This window comes from Micromonospora sp. NPDC085948 (assembly GCF_040686315.1).
In the GTDB taxonomy this organism is placed as follows: Bacteria; Actinomycetota; Actinomycetes; order Mycobacteriales; family Micromonosporaceae; genus Micromonospora.
Genome location: NZ_JBFBJW010000003.1, coordinates 136,224 through 151,454, shown reverse-complemented (window position 1 = coordinate 151,454; position 15,231 = coordinate 136,224). Strand labels below are relative to the sequence as shown.

15 protein-coding genes are annotated in these 15,231 nt (G+C 72.1%); 11 read left to right on the top strand and 4 right to left on the bottom strand.

The window, feature by feature from the left end; all coding sequences use genetic code 11:
- The first annotated feature begins 100 nt into the window (after positions 1 to 100).
- The 4 genes from AB0O48_RS10360 to AB0O48_RS10345 all read left to right on the top strand — a co-directional run bounded on the left by AB0O48_RS10360 (position 101) and on the right by AB0O48_RS10345 (position 4,583).
- Positions 101 to 2,275, top strand: a complete 2,175-nt coding sequence (locus tag AB0O48_RS10360) for an FUSC family protein (protein WP_365064603.1) — start codon at positions 101 to 103, stop codon at positions 2,273 to 2,275.
- A 61-nt stretch (positions 2,276 to 2,336) separates the two neighbouring features.
- On the top strand, positions 2,337 to 2,948 hold the full coding sequence (locus tag AB0O48_RS10355; protein ID WP_357569868.1) for a permease-like cell division protein FtsX: 612 nt from the start codon (positions 2,337 to 2,339) through the stop codon (positions 2,946 to 2,948).
- The gene (locus tag AB0O48_RS10350) at positions 2,948 to 3,484 is read left to right on the top strand and encodes a SigE family RNA polymerase sigma factor (protein ID WP_365064599.1); all 537 of its coding nucleotides are present in this window, start codon (positions 2,948 to 2,950) and stop codon (positions 3,482 to 3,484) included. Before AB0O48_RS10355 ends, AB0O48_RS10350 begins: the two co-directional genes overlap by 1 nt.
- A gap of 61 nt (positions 3,485 to 3,545) precedes the next feature.
- On the top strand, positions 3,546 to 4,583 hold the full coding sequence (locus tag AB0O48_RS10345) for an aminotransferase class V-fold PLP-dependent enzyme (RefSeq protein WP_365064596.1): 1,038 nt from the start codon (positions 3,546 to 3,548) through the stop codon (positions 4,581 to 4,583).
- A gap of 6 nt (positions 4,584 to 4,589) precedes the next feature.
- On the opposite strand, the gene AB0O48_RS10340 is transcribed toward AB0O48_RS10345, so the two are convergent.
- Entirely contained in the window at positions 4,590 to 5,762 is a 1,173-nt protein-coding gene (locus AB0O48_RS10340) for an acyl-CoA dehydrogenase family protein (RefSeq protein ID WP_357245292.1), read from the bottom strand.
- A gap of 99 nt (positions 5,763 to 5,861) precedes the next feature.
- On the opposite strand from AB0O48_RS10340, the gene AB0O48_RS10335 reads away from it, so the two are divergent.
- From AB0O48_RS10335 to AB0O48_RS10325, 3 genes are all read left to right on the top strand, one after another.
- On the top strand, positions 5,862 to 6,518 hold the full coding sequence (locus AB0O48_RS10335) for a TetR/AcrR family transcriptional regulator C-terminal domain-containing protein (RefSeq protein WP_357569865.1): 657 nt from the start codon (positions 5,862 to 5,864) through the stop codon (positions 6,516 to 6,518).
- A 95-nt stretch (positions 6,519 to 6,613) separates the two neighbouring features.
- Positions 6,614 to 8,068 (top strand): aldehyde dehydrogenase family protein, encoded by a 1,455-nt coding sequence (locus AB0O48_RS10330; protein ID WP_365064592.1) that lies wholly within the window; start codon positions 6,614 to 6,616, stop codon positions 8,066 to 8,068.
- Positions 8,065 to 9,192 carry a zinc-binding dehydrogenase gene (locus AB0O48_RS10325; RefSeq protein ID WP_365064590.1) on the top strand — a complete coding sequence of 376 codons (1,128 nt, stop codon included), beginning with the start codon at positions 8,065 to 8,067 and terminating at the stop codon, positions 9,190 to 9,192. Before AB0O48_RS10330 ends, AB0O48_RS10325 begins: the two co-directional genes overlap by 4 nt.
- A 39-nt stretch (positions 9,193 to 9,231) precedes the next feature.
- On the opposite strand, the gene AB0O48_RS10320 is transcribed toward AB0O48_RS10325, so the two are convergent.
- Together AB0O48_RS10320 and AB0O48_RS10315 are read right to left on the bottom strand one after the other, a co-directional pair.
- The gene (locus AB0O48_RS10320; RefSeq protein ID WP_357569862.1) at positions 9,232 to 9,978 is read right to left on the bottom strand and encodes a phosphotransferase; all 747 of its coding nucleotides are present in this window, start codon (positions 9,976 to 9,978) and stop codon (positions 9,232 to 9,234) included.
- A 125-nt stretch (positions 9,979 to 10,103) separates the two neighbouring features.
- Entirely contained in the window at positions 10,104 to 10,391 is a 288-nt protein-coding gene (locus tag AB0O48_RS10315; RefSeq protein ID WP_357569861.1) for a hypothetical protein, read from the bottom strand.
- A 141-nt stretch (positions 10,392 to 10,532) separates the two neighbouring features.
- Between AB0O48_RS10315 and AB0O48_RS10310 the strand changes: the two genes are divergently transcribed.
- From AB0O48_RS10310 to AB0O48_RS10295, 4 genes are all read left to right on the top strand, one after another.
- Positions 10,533 to 10,898, top strand: a complete 366-nt coding sequence (locus AB0O48_RS10310; RefSeq protein WP_357245281.1) for a PadR family transcriptional regulator — start codon at positions 10,533 to 10,535, stop codon at positions 10,896 to 10,898.
- Positions 10,895 to 12,271: a permease prefix domain 1-containing protein gene (locus AB0O48_RS10305; RefSeq protein WP_357569860.1), complete on the top strand. Its 1,377-nt coding sequence runs from the start codon at positions 10,895 to 10,897 to the stop codon at positions 12,269 to 12,271. Before AB0O48_RS10310 ends, AB0O48_RS10305 begins: the two co-directional genes overlap by 4 nt.
- Before the next feature lie 124 nt (positions 12,272 to 12,395).
- Entirely contained in the window at positions 12,396 to 12,959 is a 564-nt protein-coding gene (locus AB0O48_RS10300; RefSeq protein ID WP_365064584.1) for a TetR/AcrR family transcriptional regulator, read from the top strand.
- Positions 12,952 to 14,226 (top strand): FAD-dependent monooxygenase, encoded by a 1,275-nt coding sequence (locus tag AB0O48_RS10295; protein WP_365064581.1) that lies wholly within the window; start codon positions 12,952 to 12,954, stop codon positions 14,224 to 14,226. Before AB0O48_RS10300 ends, AB0O48_RS10295 begins: the two co-directional genes overlap by 8 nt.
- A 25-nt stretch (positions 14,227 to 14,251) precedes the next feature.
- Here the strand turns inward: AB0O48_RS10295 and AB0O48_RS10290 are convergent, their stop codons facing one another.
- On the bottom strand, positions 14,252 to 15,109 hold the full coding sequence (locus AB0O48_RS10290; protein ID WP_357245274.1) for an SPFH domain-containing protein: 858 nt from the start codon (positions 15,107 to 15,109) through the stop codon (positions 14,252 to 14,254).
- Positions 15,110 to 15,231: the final 122 nt, after the last annotated feature.

The following is a 15,231-nucleotide window of genomic DNA, read 5'->3' as shown; positions in this document are numbered from 1 at the left end:
GCGCGCCCGCCACATCGCGCTGATTCGTCGCGAAACGCGCCGCCACCAGCAGGTCCCGGGGCGAGAATGAGGGGTGCCGCGACGATCCGGGGGAGCAGGCGTGCGGGCAACCGGCCTCCTCGGCCGGCTCCGCCGCCGCGACCCGGGCGATGCCGTCCTGCGGCGGGCGGCACGACTGACACTCGTCGCGTCCGTCGTCTTCTACGGCTGCCGCTACGGCGCGGGCAGTTCGGTGCTCGCCACCTACGGCCTGTTCGGCACGATCGCCGCCGGATCGTTCGCGCAGTTGCCCGGTCCGGCGCCGCAACGGGCGCGGATCCTCGTCACCGCACTGCCGGCGGTGTGGGCGCTGATCGCCGTGGGGTCGTTGCTGGCGTGGAGCACATGGTCGGCCGCCGGTGGCATGGTGGTCATCGGGTTCGTCGTGGCGTTCGCCGGGGTCGGCAACCCGCGCCTGGTGGGGTTGGCCAGCGCGTTCCAACTCTTCTACATCCTGGCGTCGTTCCCGCCGTACCAGCCGGGCACCCTGCCGGAGCGACTCGGCGGCGTCACGTTCGCCATCGTGCTGCTCGCCGCGGCGGAGGTGCTCCTCTGGCCCGATCCGGTGCCGGTCTCCTACCGGCAGCGCCTCGCCGTCGCGGCGGACCGCGTCGCGGCGTTCCTCGACGTCACCGCCGAGCGGTTGACCGACCCGCCCACCGGTCCGGGTGCTCGGGACCCGCGGCGCGAGCGCGCGTACGACTCGGTGGCCGCCATCGAACTGGGCCGCAACCCCCCGGAGTGGGCGCCGAGCGCGGCGGGCGCCCAGGATCGGGCGTTGCGGATCTGCGCGTCCGCGCTCCGCGAGGCGCTCGCCGAGGCGGACCGGTTGGCCGTGGACGCGCCAGCCGTACCGATTGGGGATCTGGCGGCGGCGAGTCTGCTGCGCTCGTGCGCGGTGACGACCCGCGCCGCCGGCCGGACCCTGACACCGGGCGCCCCGCCGGTGGGTCTCGACGACCTGGACGCCGCGATCGGGCGAGCCGAGACGGCGTACCTCGCCGGAGAGGGCGACGGCCACGACCCGCCGGACGCGTCCCGGTTGTGCCGGGACGCGACGGCACTGGCCGTCGCCGACCAGACCCGGGTCTTCGCCGTGGGCGTCCGGGTGGCCACCGGGTCGCGGCCCGACGGCGAGGACGCCCCCGGAGGGCTCTTCGCGTACGCGCGGCACAGCCCGTGGCGGCTGTACTGGTGGCAGTTCCGCTCCCACCTGGCACCCCGCTCGGCCCACCTGCACAGCTCGCTTCGGGTGGCCGTGGCGCTCGCCGTCGCCCGGATCGCCGCCGGGGCGCTGCACCTGACCCACGGCTTCTGGGTGCTGCTGGCCACCCTCACCGTCCTGCGTACCTCGGCCGCCGACACCCGCACCGCCCTGCGCCCGGCCGTGCTGGGCACGATCGTCGGTGCCGTCGTCAGCGGCGGGCTGATGCTCGTCATCGACAAGCCGATCGTGTACGCCATCGTCCTGCCGGTGACCCTGCTGCTGGCCTTCGGCGTCGGTCGCCTGCTCGGCCCGGTGTGGCAGCAGGCGCTGTTCACCGTGCTGCTGACCGTCGTCTTCGCCCAGCTCAGCCCGGAAGGGTGGCGGCTCGCCGAGACCCGCCTCGTCGACGTGCTGCTCGGCGCGGTGATCGGCGTGCTCGCCGGCGTGGCGATGTGGCCGCGCGGCGCGAGCCACGATCTGCGGCACAACGCGACGGGCTACCTGAGGGCCAGCGCGGACGCCGTCGAGCAGACCGTGCTGGCGATCGTCGGCGGCGCTCCACCTCCCGACCGTGCCCTCGACCGGGTCCGGCGCCGAATGATCCTTGTCGACTCGTCGTACTGCCAGTACCACTCGGAGCGACACCATCCGCACCGGCAGCAGGTGAACTGGGACGCGGTCCTGAGCGCCGGGCACCACGTGGTGCCCGGCGCGGAGTCGCTGTTGCGCCGCAACCCGCCCGGCTGCCTCGCCGGCTGGCCGGCGGCGGCGGCCCTGCTGCGGGACTCCGCCGCGCATCTGCGCTCGGCGTACGACGACGTCGCCCGCGAGGTGGCGCACGACCGCGCCGCGGGTCCGACGGCCGACCCGGCCGGCTGCGGCGACGATCTGGACCGGGTTCGTCCACTGCTCAGCGGGCCGGACCCGCGGTCGGTCCGGCACCTCGTGGAGGTCGACAGGTGGCTCACCGGCCTCTCGGCCAGCCTCGCCCGAATCCGTCCACCGGCTGGCGATTCGGCCCCGATGTGACCGATCCGGTGCCCCAACCAGTCATGGAGTGTGGGAGTCCACCGGAGCACGGGAGTGAATCATGGATCAGAACCTGCGGATGCTCTTCGACCGGGCGATCGTCGACGAGCCCGCACTGCCGTCGACCGACCTGGCCGGCGCGGCGATGGCAGCCGGCACCAGCCTGCGCCGACGTCGACAGCGCCTGGTGACGGCGGGCACGGCAGCCGTGGCCGCCATCGCGGCGGTCGGGGTGGTGAACGTGGTGGCACCGCCGCAACGGTCGGCCCCGGAACCGACGACCGTGCCGGCGGCGTTCGGCATGCTGGTGAACAGGGCGTGCGAGGCCCCCGCCCAGACGACCGCGACCGATGCTTCGATCTTCCTCACCGACGACATCACCAATAGGCAGCGCGACGCGGTCAACCGCGCGCTGGACGTGGATCCGGCGGTCGGGACCCTGGTGTTCGTGAGTCGCGAACAGGCGTTGATCAACTTCAGGAAGATGTACGAGGACGCGCCCGAACTCGCCGCCAGCGTGAAGGCCAGCCAATTTCCGGAGTCGTACCGGATCACGCTCGTCGCGCGGGAGCAGTTCGCGACGTTGAAGGGCCTGGTCAAACGCATGCCCGGAGTCGAAGAGATCATCGGCATCGACTGCCCGGCCGGCACGAACGCGTCGGCGGTCGACTGATGGCGGGTGTGCGCTGGGGCGCGGCCCGACGGCGCGAGCAGACCGCCCGGCAGGCGGAGTTCACCGCCTTCGTCGAGACCACCGCGCCGCGACTGCGCCGGACCGCCTACCTGATGTGCCACGACTGGCACCTGGCGCAGGACCTGACCCAGACCACCTTCGCGAAGATGTACGCGAACTGGAGCCGGATCCGGCACACCACGAACCTCGACGCGTACAGCCGGCGGGTGCTGATGAACGTCGTCTTCGACCACGCGAAGCGGCATAGCGCCACCGAGCTGGTGCTGGCCGAGCTGCCCGAGGCGGCGCCCCGACGGCTCGACGACACCGCGGAGGTGCACGTCACCCTGCTTCGGGCGCTTGCCACCCTGCCCCTTCGGGACCAGGCCATCGTCGTGCTCCGGCACTGGGAGGACCAGAGCGTCGAGGCCGTCGCCAGCACCCTCGGCGTCTCCGTCTCGGTGGTCAAGACGCAGAACGCCCGCGCACTGACCAGGTTGCGGACGGTGCTCGGCCAGGACTTCGTCCGGATCTGACAGGCCGCCGATCGCCGATTGGTCCTGCCCGTTCGACGCCGCCTCGCCTAACGTCGGCGAGATGGAGATCGAGCAGGCGCAGAAGCTGTGGCAGCCGGAGCCCGGCTGGTTGAACACCGCCTCCTACGGGTTGCCGCCCGAGCCGGCGTGGACGGCACTACAGGACGCCCTGGGCGCGTGGCGCGTCGGCCGCACGTCGTGGGAGGGCTGGGGCGAGGCGGTGCACTCGTCCCGTACCGCGTTCGCCGCCCTGATCGGGGTGCCGGCCGGTGACGTCGCGGTCGGCGCGGCCGTGTCGCAGATCCTCGCGCCGGTCGCGGCGGCCCTGCCGGCCGGGGCGACGGTGGTGGTCCCCGAGGTCGAGTTCACCTCCAACCTGTTTCCGTGGCTGGTGCAGGAGGAGCGCGGGGTCAAGGTCCGTACGGTGCCGCTGCCTGGCCTGGTCGACGCGATCGACAGCGACACCGATGTGGTCGCGTTCAGCCTGGTGCAGTCGGCCGACGGGGCGGTGGCGGCGTACGACGAGATCGTGGCCGCGGCCCGCGCGCACGGCGCGTTGGTGGTGGTGGACGCGACCCAGGCGTGCGGCTGGCTGCCGTTCGACGGGAGCGGGGCCGACGTGGTGGCCGTCGGTGGCTACAAGTGGCTGATGAACCCGCGCGGCACCGCCTACGCCTACCTGGCCCCGGCGCTGCGCGAGCGGTTGCGCCCGGACGCCGCCGGCTGGTACGCGGGCCGCGACCCGCACGCCTCCTACTACGGCGCGCCGCTGCGGCTGGCCGACGACGCCCGCCGGTTCGACATCTCCCCGGCCTGGTTCAGCTGGGTCGGCGCGGCGCCGGCGCTGGAGTTGGTCGCCGAGATCGGCGTGCCGGCGATCCGGGAGCACAACGTGGCGTTGGCCAACCGGTTCCTGGCCGGGCTGGGCCGGCCGCCGGGGGAGAGCGCCATCGTCAGCGTCGACGTGCCGGACGCGGAGCAGCGGCTGGCGGCGGCCGGCATCCGGGCGGCGGTCCGCGCCGGACGGGTCCGCGCCTCCTTCCACGTCTACTCCACCGAGGCCGACGTGGACGCGGCGTTGGAGGCGTTGACGGGGTGACTCCGCTCAGGCGAGGTGACCGCCGATCTTCGTGTAGCCGCGCAGCAGGTCCCGGGAGATGATCAGCCGCTGCATCTCGTCGGTGCCCTCGAAGATCCGGTAGAGCCGGACCTGCCGGTACCACCGCTCGATGGGCAGCTCCCGGGTGTAGCCCATGCCGCCGTGGATCTGGAGCACCCGGTCGACCACCCGGTTGACCATGCCGGCGCCGTAGAGCTTGCCCATCGACGACGCGTGCCGGGGATCCAGGCCCTGGTCGACGGTCCACGCCGAACGCAGCACCAGCCACCGGGCCGCCTCCAGTTCGGTCTCCGAGTCGGCGATCATCCACTGGATGGCCTGGTTGGTGCCGATCTTCGCGCCGAACGTCTCGCGGGTGTTGGCGTAGTCGATCGCCATCTGCAGCACCCGTTCGGCGATGCCGATGGCGTGCGACGGGATGGTGTAGCGGCCCTTGCCGATCCACTCCATGCCCAGCGTGAAGCCCTGCCCGATCTCGCCGAGGATGTTGCGGTGCGGCACGCGGACGCCGTCGAAGATGAGCGATGCGGGGCCACCCTCGCCCATGGTCTGGATGAACTCCGAGCGCCAACCCATCGTCCGGTCGACCAGGAAGGCGGTGGCCCCACCGTTGCGGGCGCCCTTGTCCCGATCCGTCACCGCGACCACGATGGCGAAGTCCGCGTCGTGCCCGCCGGTGATGAAGGTCTTCTCGCCGTCCAGGACCCAGTCGTCGCCGTCGCGGCGCGCCGAGAGCCGGATGTTCGCGGCGTCCGAGCCCGCCCCCGGCTCGGTGATCGCGAAGCAGGAGCGCCGCTCGCCCTCGATGGTCGGGAGAAGGAACTCCCGCTTCTGCTCCTCGGTGGCGTGGAACAGGATGTTGTCGGCCTCCCCGCCGAAGCGGAACGGCACGAACGTGCGGCCCAACTCCGTCCAGATCAAGGACTGGAGTACGGCCGGCAGGTTCATGCCGCCGTACTCCTCGGGGGTGGCCAGGCCCCAGAAGCCGAACTTGCGGGCCTTGAGTTGCAGCTCGCGCACCTCGGAGTGGTCCAGGCCCGGCTGGTGCGCCCGCTCCCGGCGGAGCACCTCGGCTTCCAGGGGCAGCACCTCGCGGCTGATGAACGACCGGACGGTGTCCCGCACCGCCCGCTCCTCGTCGGTCAGCGAAAAGTCCACGGTGGTCCTCCTGGCGTCGGAGCTGCCGGTCACCATTAAACTAGCGGTGCAAGTTTTGCCGCGTCCAGACCCCCACCGCCGAGACCCGCGAGGAGCGCAGTGCCCCGACCCCGCCAGCCCCGCCTCACCCGGCAGCTGATCGTCGAGACCGCCACCGCGCTCATCGACGCCGAGGGCCTGCCCGCCTTCTCCACCCGCCGGCTCGCCGCCGAGTTGGGCGTCCGCGGCCCGTCGCTCTACAACCACTTCGCCACCAAGGACGAGATCCTCGACGCCGTCGCGGACACGGTCACCGGCGCCGTCGACACCAGCGGCTTCGCCAGCCGGGACTGGGCCGCCGCGCTGCGCGACTGGGCCTGGTCGTACCGGCGGGCGCTCACCGCGCACCCGAACATCGTGCCGTACCTGGCGCAGGGGCCGGGCCGCCGACCGGCCGCCCTCGCCATGGCCGACGCCGTCTACGGCGGGCTGGTACGCGCCGGCTGGCCGCCGGCCCGCGCCACCCACATCGGCGCCGCGCTGCGCTACTTCGTGGCCGGGTCGGCGCTCGGCTCGTTCGCCCGCGGCTTCGTCGAGGACCCGGAGCTGTACGCCGCGCACTACCCGCACCTGCGGCAGGCACACCGGCTCGCCGAGCACCAGCAGAGCGTGGACGAGGGCGCCTTCGCCCTCGGCCTGGACGCGCTGCTGCACGGTCTGGCCGCCGAGTACACCCGCAGCGTCGGCACGGTGGAGTCCGGGCGGCCCAGCGGGTAGCGTCCAAACTCCCAGCGCTAGTTTCATCGCCCCGTCGCCATCACCCGCCGCGACCCCGTCGCCATCGCCCGTCGACCACCCCCCGAAGGGACGCCATGGACCTCGCCGCCCCGCCGTCGCAGCTGCCCGACACCCTGCGCCTCCGACGTCACCTGCACATCGGCGGCGAGTGGACCTCTCCCGCCGGCACCGACCTGCTCGAGGTGGAGAATCCGAGCACCGGCGAGCCGATCGGGCAGGTGCCCGCCGGCACCCCGGCCGATGTGGATCGCGCCGTCGCCGCGGCCCGCGCCGCCTTCCCCGGCTGGGCGGCCACCGCCCCCGGCGAGCGTGCCGCCCACCTCGACCGGCTGCACACCGCACTCGCCGCCCGCGCCGACGACCTCACCCGCACCATCGCCGTGGAGCTGGGCTCGCCGCTGAGGTTCGCCACCCGCGTCCAGGTCGGGCTGCCGTTGACCGTGCTGCGCGACCACGTCGCGCTCGCCGCCCGACCACCCGTCGAGGAGAGCATCGGCAACTCGCTCGTCGTCCGCGAGCCGATCGGCGTGGTCGGCGCGATCACCCCCTGGAACTACCCGCTGCACCAGGTGCTGGCCAAGCTGGCGCCCGCGCTGGCCGCCGGCTGCACGGTGGTCCTCAAGCCCAGCGAGTTGACCCCGTTGACCGCGTACCTGCTGTTCGACGCCGTCACCGAGGCCGGCCTGCCGCCGGGGGTCCTCAACCTGGTCCCCGGCACCGGACCGGTGGTCGGCGAGGCCCTGGCCGGGCACCCCGACGTCGACCTGGTCTCGTTCACCGGCTCCACCGCCACCGGCGCGCGGATCATGCGGGTCGCCGCCGACCGGATCGCCCGGGTCGCGCTGGAGCTGGGCGGCAAGTCCGCGAACGTGCTCCTCCGCGACGCCGACCTGGCCGGCGCGGTCAAGGTGGGCGTCGGCAACGCCCTGCTCAACTCCGGGCAGACCTGCACCGCGTGGACCCGGATGCTGGTGCACCGCGACCGGTACGCCGAAGCACTCGACCTGGTCGCCGCGGCGGTGGCTGGCTACCGGCTCGGCGATCCGTTCGATCCGGCCACGCGGCTCGGCCCGCTGGTCTCCGCCGCCCAGGTCGAGCGGGTCCGTGGCCACGTCGACCGGGCGCTCGCCGACGGCGCCCGGCTGGTCGCCGGCGGACCGGACGCTCCGGTGCCGGCCCAGGGGCACTTCGTCGCCCCGACCGTCTTCGCCGACGTGCACCCGGACAGCGCGCTCGCCCAGGAGGAGGTCTTCGGCCCGGTCCTCGCCGTCCTCCCGTTCGACGACACCGACGAGGCGGTCGCCATCGCCAACAACTCGCGGTACGGGCTGGCCGGCGCGGTCTGGTCCGCCGACACCGAGGCGGCGCTCGCGGTGGCCCGGCGGCTGCGGACCGGCGCGGTCGACATCAACGGCGCCCCGTTCAATCCGCTCGCCCCGTTCGGCGGCTACAAGCAGTCCGGCCTGGGCCGGGAGTTGGGCGTGCACGGGCTCGCCGAGTTCTGCGAGCTGAAGGCGATCCAGCGATGAGCGGCCCCGAGCCGTCCCCGGCCGCGCCGGGCCGCGGCGAGCCGGTCATCGTCCGCGCGCTTGTCGCGCGCGGGGCCGGCGCCGAGCTGCGCGTCGAGCGGATACGCCTGCCCGCGCCCGGTCCGGGCGAGGTACGGGTGACGATCCGAGCCGCCGGCGTCTGCCACTCCGACCTGTCCATGGTGAACGGCACCATCGCCGCGAGGTTCCCGCTGGCGCTCGGGCACGAGGCGACCGGCGTTATCGCCGAGGCCGGGCCGGGCAGCACCCTGCGGGTCGGCACCCCGGTGGTGCTCAACTGGGCACCGGCCTGTCGGGCCTGCTGGTGGTGCCGCAACGGCGAACCGTGGCTCTGCGCCGACACCACCGCCCCGACCGTGCCGCGCGGCGAGACCGACGACGGCCTCCCGCTGCACCTGACCCTCGGCCTCGGCGCGCTCGCCGAGGCGGTGGTGGTGCCCGAGAACGCCGTCATCCCGATCCCGGCGGGCCTGCCGCCGGAGCGGGCCGCGTTGCTCGGCTGCGCGGTGCTCACCGGTGTCGGCGCGGTCCACAACACCGCCCGGGTGGCTGCCGGCGAGTCGGTCGCGGTGATCGGACTCGGCGGGGTCGGGCTCGCCGTGCTCACCGCTGCCCGCCAGGCCGGCGCAACGACGATCCTCGCGGTCGACGTCGCCGAGGCCAAACGGGACCTGGCGCTCGCCGCCGGGGCGACCGACTTCCTGCTCTCCGACGACCGGCTCTCCAAGGAGGTACGGGCGCGCACCGAGGGCCGGGGCGTCGACCACGCCTTCGAGTGCGTCGGCCGCGCCACCACCATCCGCGCCGCCTGGCGGCTGACCCGGCGCGGGGGAGTGGTGACAGTGGTCGGCATGGGCGCCAAGGACGACATGGTCAGTCTCGGCGCGCTCGACATCTTCCACTCCGCCCGCACCCTGCGCTCCTCGGTGTACGGCTCGTCCGACCCGGAGCGGGAGGTGCCGGCGCTGGCTGCCAAGCTGGCCGACGGCGCGCTGGATCTGCGCGTGCTGGTCAGTGGCACAGTCCCGCTGGACGACGCGCCCACGGCATTCGCCCGACTGGCGCGAGGCGAGGGCGCTCGCTGGGTGGTCACCCTGGACTGAGCCGAGTGGGTCGGCCACTGCCGCTCACCCGGACGCGTGTCACATCCGCGCCCGCAGCACGTCGACCTCGCAGCCTGGCGACGAGGGGTCGAAGCCGTGCTGGACGAGCCAGCGGATCGCCAGCAGGCTGCGCATCGACCACCACGCCCGGATCACGTCGAGGTCGACGTCGACGCCGTAGCCGGCCACGACGTCGTCGAGGTGCTCCTCGTGCCCGAGCGTCAACGTGGCGAGGTCGAAGAGGGCATCGCCCCGGCACGCCTCGGACCAGTCGAGCACACCGGTGATCTCGTCACCGTCGACGAACACATGAGCGATCTGCAGGTCGCCGTGGGTGAACACCGGTGTCCACGGCCGGAGCGCGGCCTCGGCGACGTGGCGGTTGCGGATGACCAGGTCGGTGGGGAGAACGTCGTTGCTGACGAGCCACTCGCATTCGACGTCGAGCCGTGCGGCCAACTCGTCGCGGCTGCGGCCGGGCCAGGGCGGCAGCGGCGCGTCGTGCAGCGTACGAGCGGCGGCGCCCGCCGCGGCCCACGCCGCCGGCGACGCGGTCGACGGCTCGCCGAGGCGACCGAGCGCGGTTCCGGGCAGGGCGGCGAGCGCGAGTACCGGCGGCCGGTGCCAGAGGACCTCGGGAGTCGGGATCGGTGCGATCGCCATCGCCTCGACCTCGACGTCGGCGCGTACCGGATCGGCGTCGATCTTCAGGAACGTGTCGCCGACGCGCAGGGTCGCGCGTTCGCGATGGGCGACGACGACTTCGACTTCCTGCACGGCAGGCATTATCGCGACCCGACCACCGGTTTCCCAGGGATTGTCGGCGACGAGGGGCGTGCCTGGCCCGGTGCCCTGGGCTGGCTCCGGACGGGCCAACCCTGGGCGCCCGGGCGACAAAGCCGGGCGACAGATCAGAAGGGTGGGGCGTCCTCGCCCATCAGCGCCAGCACGACGCCACCCTTGCCGCTCTTGAGGCCCTGGACCACGACTTTGCCGGTGCTGCCGTCGGGCAGCTCCAGGGTGAAGGTCTTTCCGATCGCGTTCTTGGGGCCGTTGCCGGCGCTGTTGGCGGGGCGGAAGTCGCCCGCCCAGGGTGCGATACCGCCCCTACGGGCCGGCTCGGCGAAGAGCGCGGCGGTGCCGGGGGTGCGGGTGCCGTCGGAGGAAAGGAGCACTGAGGCGCTGCGAAAGGTAGCCATATGCGCCAAGGCTAACCCGGCCGTGCCGGTTCGGGGCACCACAGCTGCCCGTAACGGCGATTTGGTCGTCGCCCCTTGCGGGTGGAGCAATACCTAGCAGTACGATGCATCGTACTTCTAGGGTTAGGGGTGAGAGGCTTCATGAAAGTCGCCAAGGATCTGGTCGCCGCCTCGGCGACACCGATGGTGCTCGGCATCCTGGCCGAGGGCGAGAGCTACGGATACGCCATCCTCCGGCGGATCAACGAGCTGTCCGGGGGAGAGCTGGACTGGACCGAGGGGCTGCTCTACCCGCTGCTGCACCGGCTCGAACGGCTCGCCTATCTGGAGTCGAGCTGGCAGGCGGTCGCCGGTGAGCGCAAGCGCAAGTACTACCGCATCACCGACCGGGGCCTGGCCGAGCTGGCCGAGCAGCGCCGGCAGTGGGACACCGTCGTCGGTGCGCTCAAGGAGATCTGGCACGACCGCGCGCCACTGACGGCGTACCCGCTGGAGGGCCTCGCATGACAAGGCACGGTGGGCCCGAGGAGCTGGAAGAGCAGTTCGCGCAGTGGCGTCGGTACGTGCTGCGCCGCAGGGAGCTGCAGGCGGTGGACGCGGACGAGCTGGAAGACCACCTTCGCGGCTCCGTCGACGAGCTCGTCGCCGCCGGCCTGAGCCCGGACGAGGCGTTCCTGGTCGCGGTGAAACGGATGGGCAGCCTCGACGATCTCTCCCGCGAGTTCGCCCGGGAACATTCGGAACGTCTGTGGAAGCAGTTGGTGCTGACCGGCGACTCCGGTGGTCCGGTCGCCGGCACACGCTCCCGCCGGGACCTGTGGGTCCTGCTCGGCTGCGCGGCGGGTGCGGTGGTGTCCGTCAAGGCGCCCGCGCTGTTCGGGCTGAGCCTCGACGACGACGGCTCGTTCTACGCGCGCAACGCCACCCTGTTCGCGCTGCCCTGGCTGGCGGGGTTCCTGGCCTGGCGGCGGCAGGCCCGGCCGGCGGTGCTCGCGGTGCTGGTGGCGCTGTTCGCGCTCGGCGTCGCGGCGGCCAACGCCTACCCACTGGCGGACGACTCGCAGTCCGTGGTCGTCACCGGCGTCCACCTGCCCATCGCTCTCTGGCTCGTGGTCGGTCTGGCCTACGTCGCCGACGACTGGCGCTCGTCTCGTCGACGCATGGACTTCATCCGCTTCACCGGCGAGTGGTTCATCTACTTCGTGCTGATGGCCCTCGGCGGCGGCGTGCTCGCCGCGTTCCTGTTCAACACCTTCGCGGCCATCGGCATCGTCCCGGAGGCGTTCGTCTCGCAGTGGCTCCTGCCCTGCGGCGCCGCGGCCGCGGTCGTGGTGGCCGGCTGGCTGGTCGAGGCCAAGCAGAGTGTCGTGGAGAACATCGCGCCGGTCCTCACCCGACTGTTCACGCCGCTCTTCACGGCCGCCCTGCTCGCCTTCCTCGTCGCGGTGGTCTGGACCAGCCACGGCATCGACGTCGAGCGCGAGGCGCTGATCCTGTTCGACCTCCTGCTGGTCGTGGTGCTGGGGCTGCTGCTCTACTCACTCTCGGCCCGTGATCCGCTGGCCCCGGCCGGAGCGTTCGACAAACTTCAACTCGCGCTCGTGGTCAGTGCGTTGGCCATCGACGTGCTGGTGCTGTTGGAGATCACCGGGCGCATCACCGACGAGTACGGCAGCACGCCCAACCGGGCGGCCGCGCTCGGCGAGAACGTGATCCTGCTGGTCAATCTCGCGTGGTCGGCGTGGCTCCTGCTGACCTTCATCCGCCGGCGCACGCCGTTCGCCACGCTGGAACGGTGGCAGACCGGCTACCTGCCGGTGTACGCGGCGTGGGCCTGGATCGTGGTCCTCGTCTTTCCCCCGTTGTTCAGCTACGCCTAGGGCGCGCTCGGCGGTGTGGGCACCTCCCGGCCGGGATCGGGAGGTGCCCACCAACCAGGTGGTTGACACCTGGTCACACAGATGCTGAACTATCAACCAACCGCTTGGTTGAGGATGGGTGGGAATGACTGAACAGCTCGACCGCCGGCAGGCCCTGGTGCACGCGGCGTTCTCGGCGATCGCCGAGAACGGCTTCGAGGGGTTCCGGCTGCGACCGATCGCTGCCGCGGCAGGCATCGACCACTCCACCCTGCACCACTACTTCCGGACCAAGGCCGATCTGATCGCCGCGGTGCTCGAGCACGTGACCAGCCAATTCGAGGCGACGATGCACACCGACCTGGAACCCGCCGCCCGGTTGCGGCAACACCTCAGCGAGATCGCCACCGCCGTCGCGGAACGGCCCGAGTTGTTCGTCGTACTCGATGAGCTTGATCTTCGCGCTCGACGTGACGCGTCCACCGAGGCCGATATCGAGCGCGACGAACAGGGGTGGCGCGACGCCCTCGCGGCGATCTTCAGCGAGGGCGTCGCGCACCACGTCTGGTCGGTGAACCTCAACGTCGCCGCCAGCGTCGAGCTGGTGATCGCCACCGTCAAGGGCATCCGTCTGCGTCCCGACAAGGCCGAGTCGGTTGTCAACCAACTGTGCGACCTCTTCGCACCGGAAGGACTCACCCATGATTGACGTCCTCATCGTCGGCGGTGGCATCGGCGGTCTCGCGCTCGCCCAGGGTCTGCGTAAACACGGCCTCGACGCCGCCGTGTACGAGCGTGACCGGTGCCGCGACGACCGGGTGGACCGCTACCGGCTCGCCATCAACCCGGCGGGCAGCCGGTCGCTGCGTGCCTGCCTGCCCGACCGGCAGTGGCAGGCGTTCACGGACACCGCGGGCCGCCCCGGCGGCGGTTTCGGCTTCCTGGGCACGGACCTGCGCACGCTCGTCCTCGTCGAGGACGCGCTCATGCATCCCGACGATCCCGACCCCGCGGAACGGGCCTACCCGGTCGACCGTCAGACACTGCGCGGCGTCCTCCTCGACGGACTCGACGACGCCGTCCACTACGACAGGACGTTCGAACGCTACGAGCTCGCCGCCGACGGTCGGCCCACCGCGCACTTCGCCGACGGCACGTCCGTCAGCTGCGACGTCCTGGTCGGCGCCGACGGGATCAACTCCCGGGTACGCGCGCAGTACCTGCCGACCGCAACCCAGCGCGACACCGGCGCGGTGGGCGTCGGGCTCAAGTTGCCGCTGAACGACGACACCCGAGCCTGGTTACCCGCCCGGCTGGCGGACGGCATGAACCTCGTCCTGACCGGTGCGCCGTACTTCCTGTTCACCTCCGTGTTCGAACGCCAGCAGCCGGTCGGGGACGACTATCTGCTCTGCGCGTTCGTCGGCCGCAACGAACTGTTTCCCTCGCGTCCGGAGCGCCTCGACGGCGCACAGTTGAAGGCCTACGTCGCCGGGCTGATCACGGGCTGGCACCCGGCGCTCCGCCGGCTGATCGACGAGTGTCCACCGGGGGACGTGAGCGCGTTTCCGTTCCAGGCGTCCGATCGCCCGGCGCCCTGGGCGCCGTCGCGCGTCACCGTCCTCGGCGACGCCGTGCACGGCATGCCGCCGGCCGGCGGTAACGGCGCCAACACCGCACTGCGCGACTCCGCCCTGCTCACCCGCCAGTTGTCCCTGGCCGGCACCGGCCACCTGCCGCTGCTGGACGCGATCGGCGAGTACGAGACCGAGATGCGCGAGTACGGATTCCAAGCCGTCGACCTGGCCCTGCGGACCCTCCACCAGGGCATGATGAGCAACCCGCTGAACGTGGGCCTGACCCGTCGCTGGTTCAGCCTCTGCGACATCGTGCCACCGCTGCGCCGGATGACCTTCGGCGCGAGCTGGGCCAAGGTCAGCGCTCCCCGTGCCTGGGAGCGGGCCGCCGCGCGCTGACGAGCGCCGACCCGCTCGGCGTCGGTCACTTGCCGGTGACGATGCCCGGGTTGATGCACAGACCCGGGTTGGCGCCGTTCTTCTCGGCGATCTCCAGACAACGGGTCACCTTGTCGACCTTCGCGTTGGTCTCGGTGATCTGCTTGGAGATCTCGGCGTTCTTGCGGTCCTGCTCCAGGTTGCGGGTCTGGGCCAGCTTGTCCTGGAACGCCTTGATGTTGCCCTCGGTCTTGTCGTCGTGGTTCACCCGGGTGATCGTCACCGAGAGGATGTCCACGTCGGTGGTGAGCCGGGCTTCCGCGCTGGTCTTGATGTTCGCCGCGAACGGCTTCAGGTCGACGTTAAGGTCACCGGTCTGGGCGTCGATCTTCTCAAGGGGGTTGTACGCGGCGAAGGCGTCGTTGACCGCGCTGTCCAACTGCACTCCCACCCGCTGACCCCGGAAGCTGTTGAAGTCGCCCTTGTAGTCCATGAACTGCTTCGGCGCGTTCTCCGGCTTGACCTGCCACTCGATGAGGACCTCGACGCAGGCGTCGGCGAGCGTGCCGGTGCGGACCCGTACGCAGTTGTTGCCGCCGATGTGGTCGTACTTCTGCCGGCCGGCGTCCCACTCGCCGACCTTCTGCCAGGGCGCCACCCACTTCAGGCCGGAACCGGTCACCTCGCCGGTGGGCTTGCCGAAGCTGGTGACGATGCCGACCGAGCGGATGGGCACCGAGTGGGCGCTGGAGGTGATCCCGACCAGCAGGGTGAGGGCCAGGAAGCCGAGGGCCGCGAGAGCGGCCACCCGCTTCAGTGGCCGCGCGCGGGTGACGAGGGCCAGGACGGCGCTGACCGCCAGGGCGGCGGTGAAGACGATCGCCGTGGTGAAGCCGACAGGCATGGGTGGGGACCTTCCGCGGGGCTGGGTAGATCATCAACCTAGGAGGTCCGGTCAAGGTCGCCGCCGGCAAATCCCGCGCCGGCGCATCCACCGCCCGCCGTTCCAGCGAACCCCCGGGTAGG

What these genes read in the sequence shown, in the direction of transcription:
- AB0O48_RS10345 (WP_365064596.1), top strand. Translation starts at nt 3,546, where the DNA reads ATGGAGATCGAGCAGGCGCAGAAGCTGTGGCAGCCGGAGCCCGGCTGG.
- AB0O48_RS10295 (WP_365064581.1), top strand. Translation starts at nt 12,952, where the DNA reads ATGATTGACGTCCTCATCGTCGGCGGTGGCATCGGCGGTCTCGCGCTC.
- AB0O48_RS10305 (WP_357569860.1), top strand. Translation starts at nt 10,895, where the DNA reads ATGACAAGGCACGGTGGGCCCGAGGAGCTGGAAGAGCAGTTCGCGCAG.
- AB0O48_RS10355 (WP_357569868.1), top strand. Translation starts at nt 2,337, where the DNA reads ATGGATCAGAACCTGCGGATGCTCTTCGACCGGGCGATCGTCGACGAG.
- AB0O48_RS10315 (WP_357569861.1), bottom strand. Translation starts at nt 10,391, where the DNA reads ATGGCTACCTTTCGCAGCGCCTCAGTGCTCCTTTCCTCCGACGGCACC.
- AB0O48_RS10320 (WP_357569862.1), bottom strand. Translation starts at nt 9,978, where the DNA reads ATGCCTGCCGTGCAGGAAGTCGAAGTCGTCGTCGCCCATCGCGAACGC.
- AB0O48_RS10310 (WP_357245281.1), top strand. Translation starts at nt 10,533, where the DNA reads ATGAAAGTCGCCAAGGATCTGGTCGCCGCCTCGGCGACACCGATGGTG.
- AB0O48_RS10350 (WP_365064599.1), top strand. Translation starts at nt 2,948, where the DNA reads ATGGCGGGTGTGCGCTGGGGCGCGGCCCGACGGCGCGAGCAGACCGCC.
- AB0O48_RS10325 (WP_365064590.1), top strand. Translation starts at nt 8,065, where the DNA reads ATGAGCGGCCCCGAGCCGTCCCCGGCCGCGCCGGGCCGCGGCGAGCCG.
- AB0O48_RS10330 (WP_365064592.1), top strand. Translation starts at nt 6,614, where the DNA reads ATGGACCTCGCCGCCCCGCCGTCGCAGCTGCCCGACACCCTGCGCCTC.
- AB0O48_RS10300 (WP_365064584.1), top strand. Translation starts at nt 12,396, where the DNA reads ATGACTGAACAGCTCGACCGCCGGCAGGCCCTGGTGCACGCGGCGTTC.
- AB0O48_RS10290 (WP_357245274.1), bottom strand. Translation starts at nt 15,109, where the DNA reads ATGCCTGTCGGCTTCACCACGGCGATCGTCTTCACCGCCGCCCTGGCG.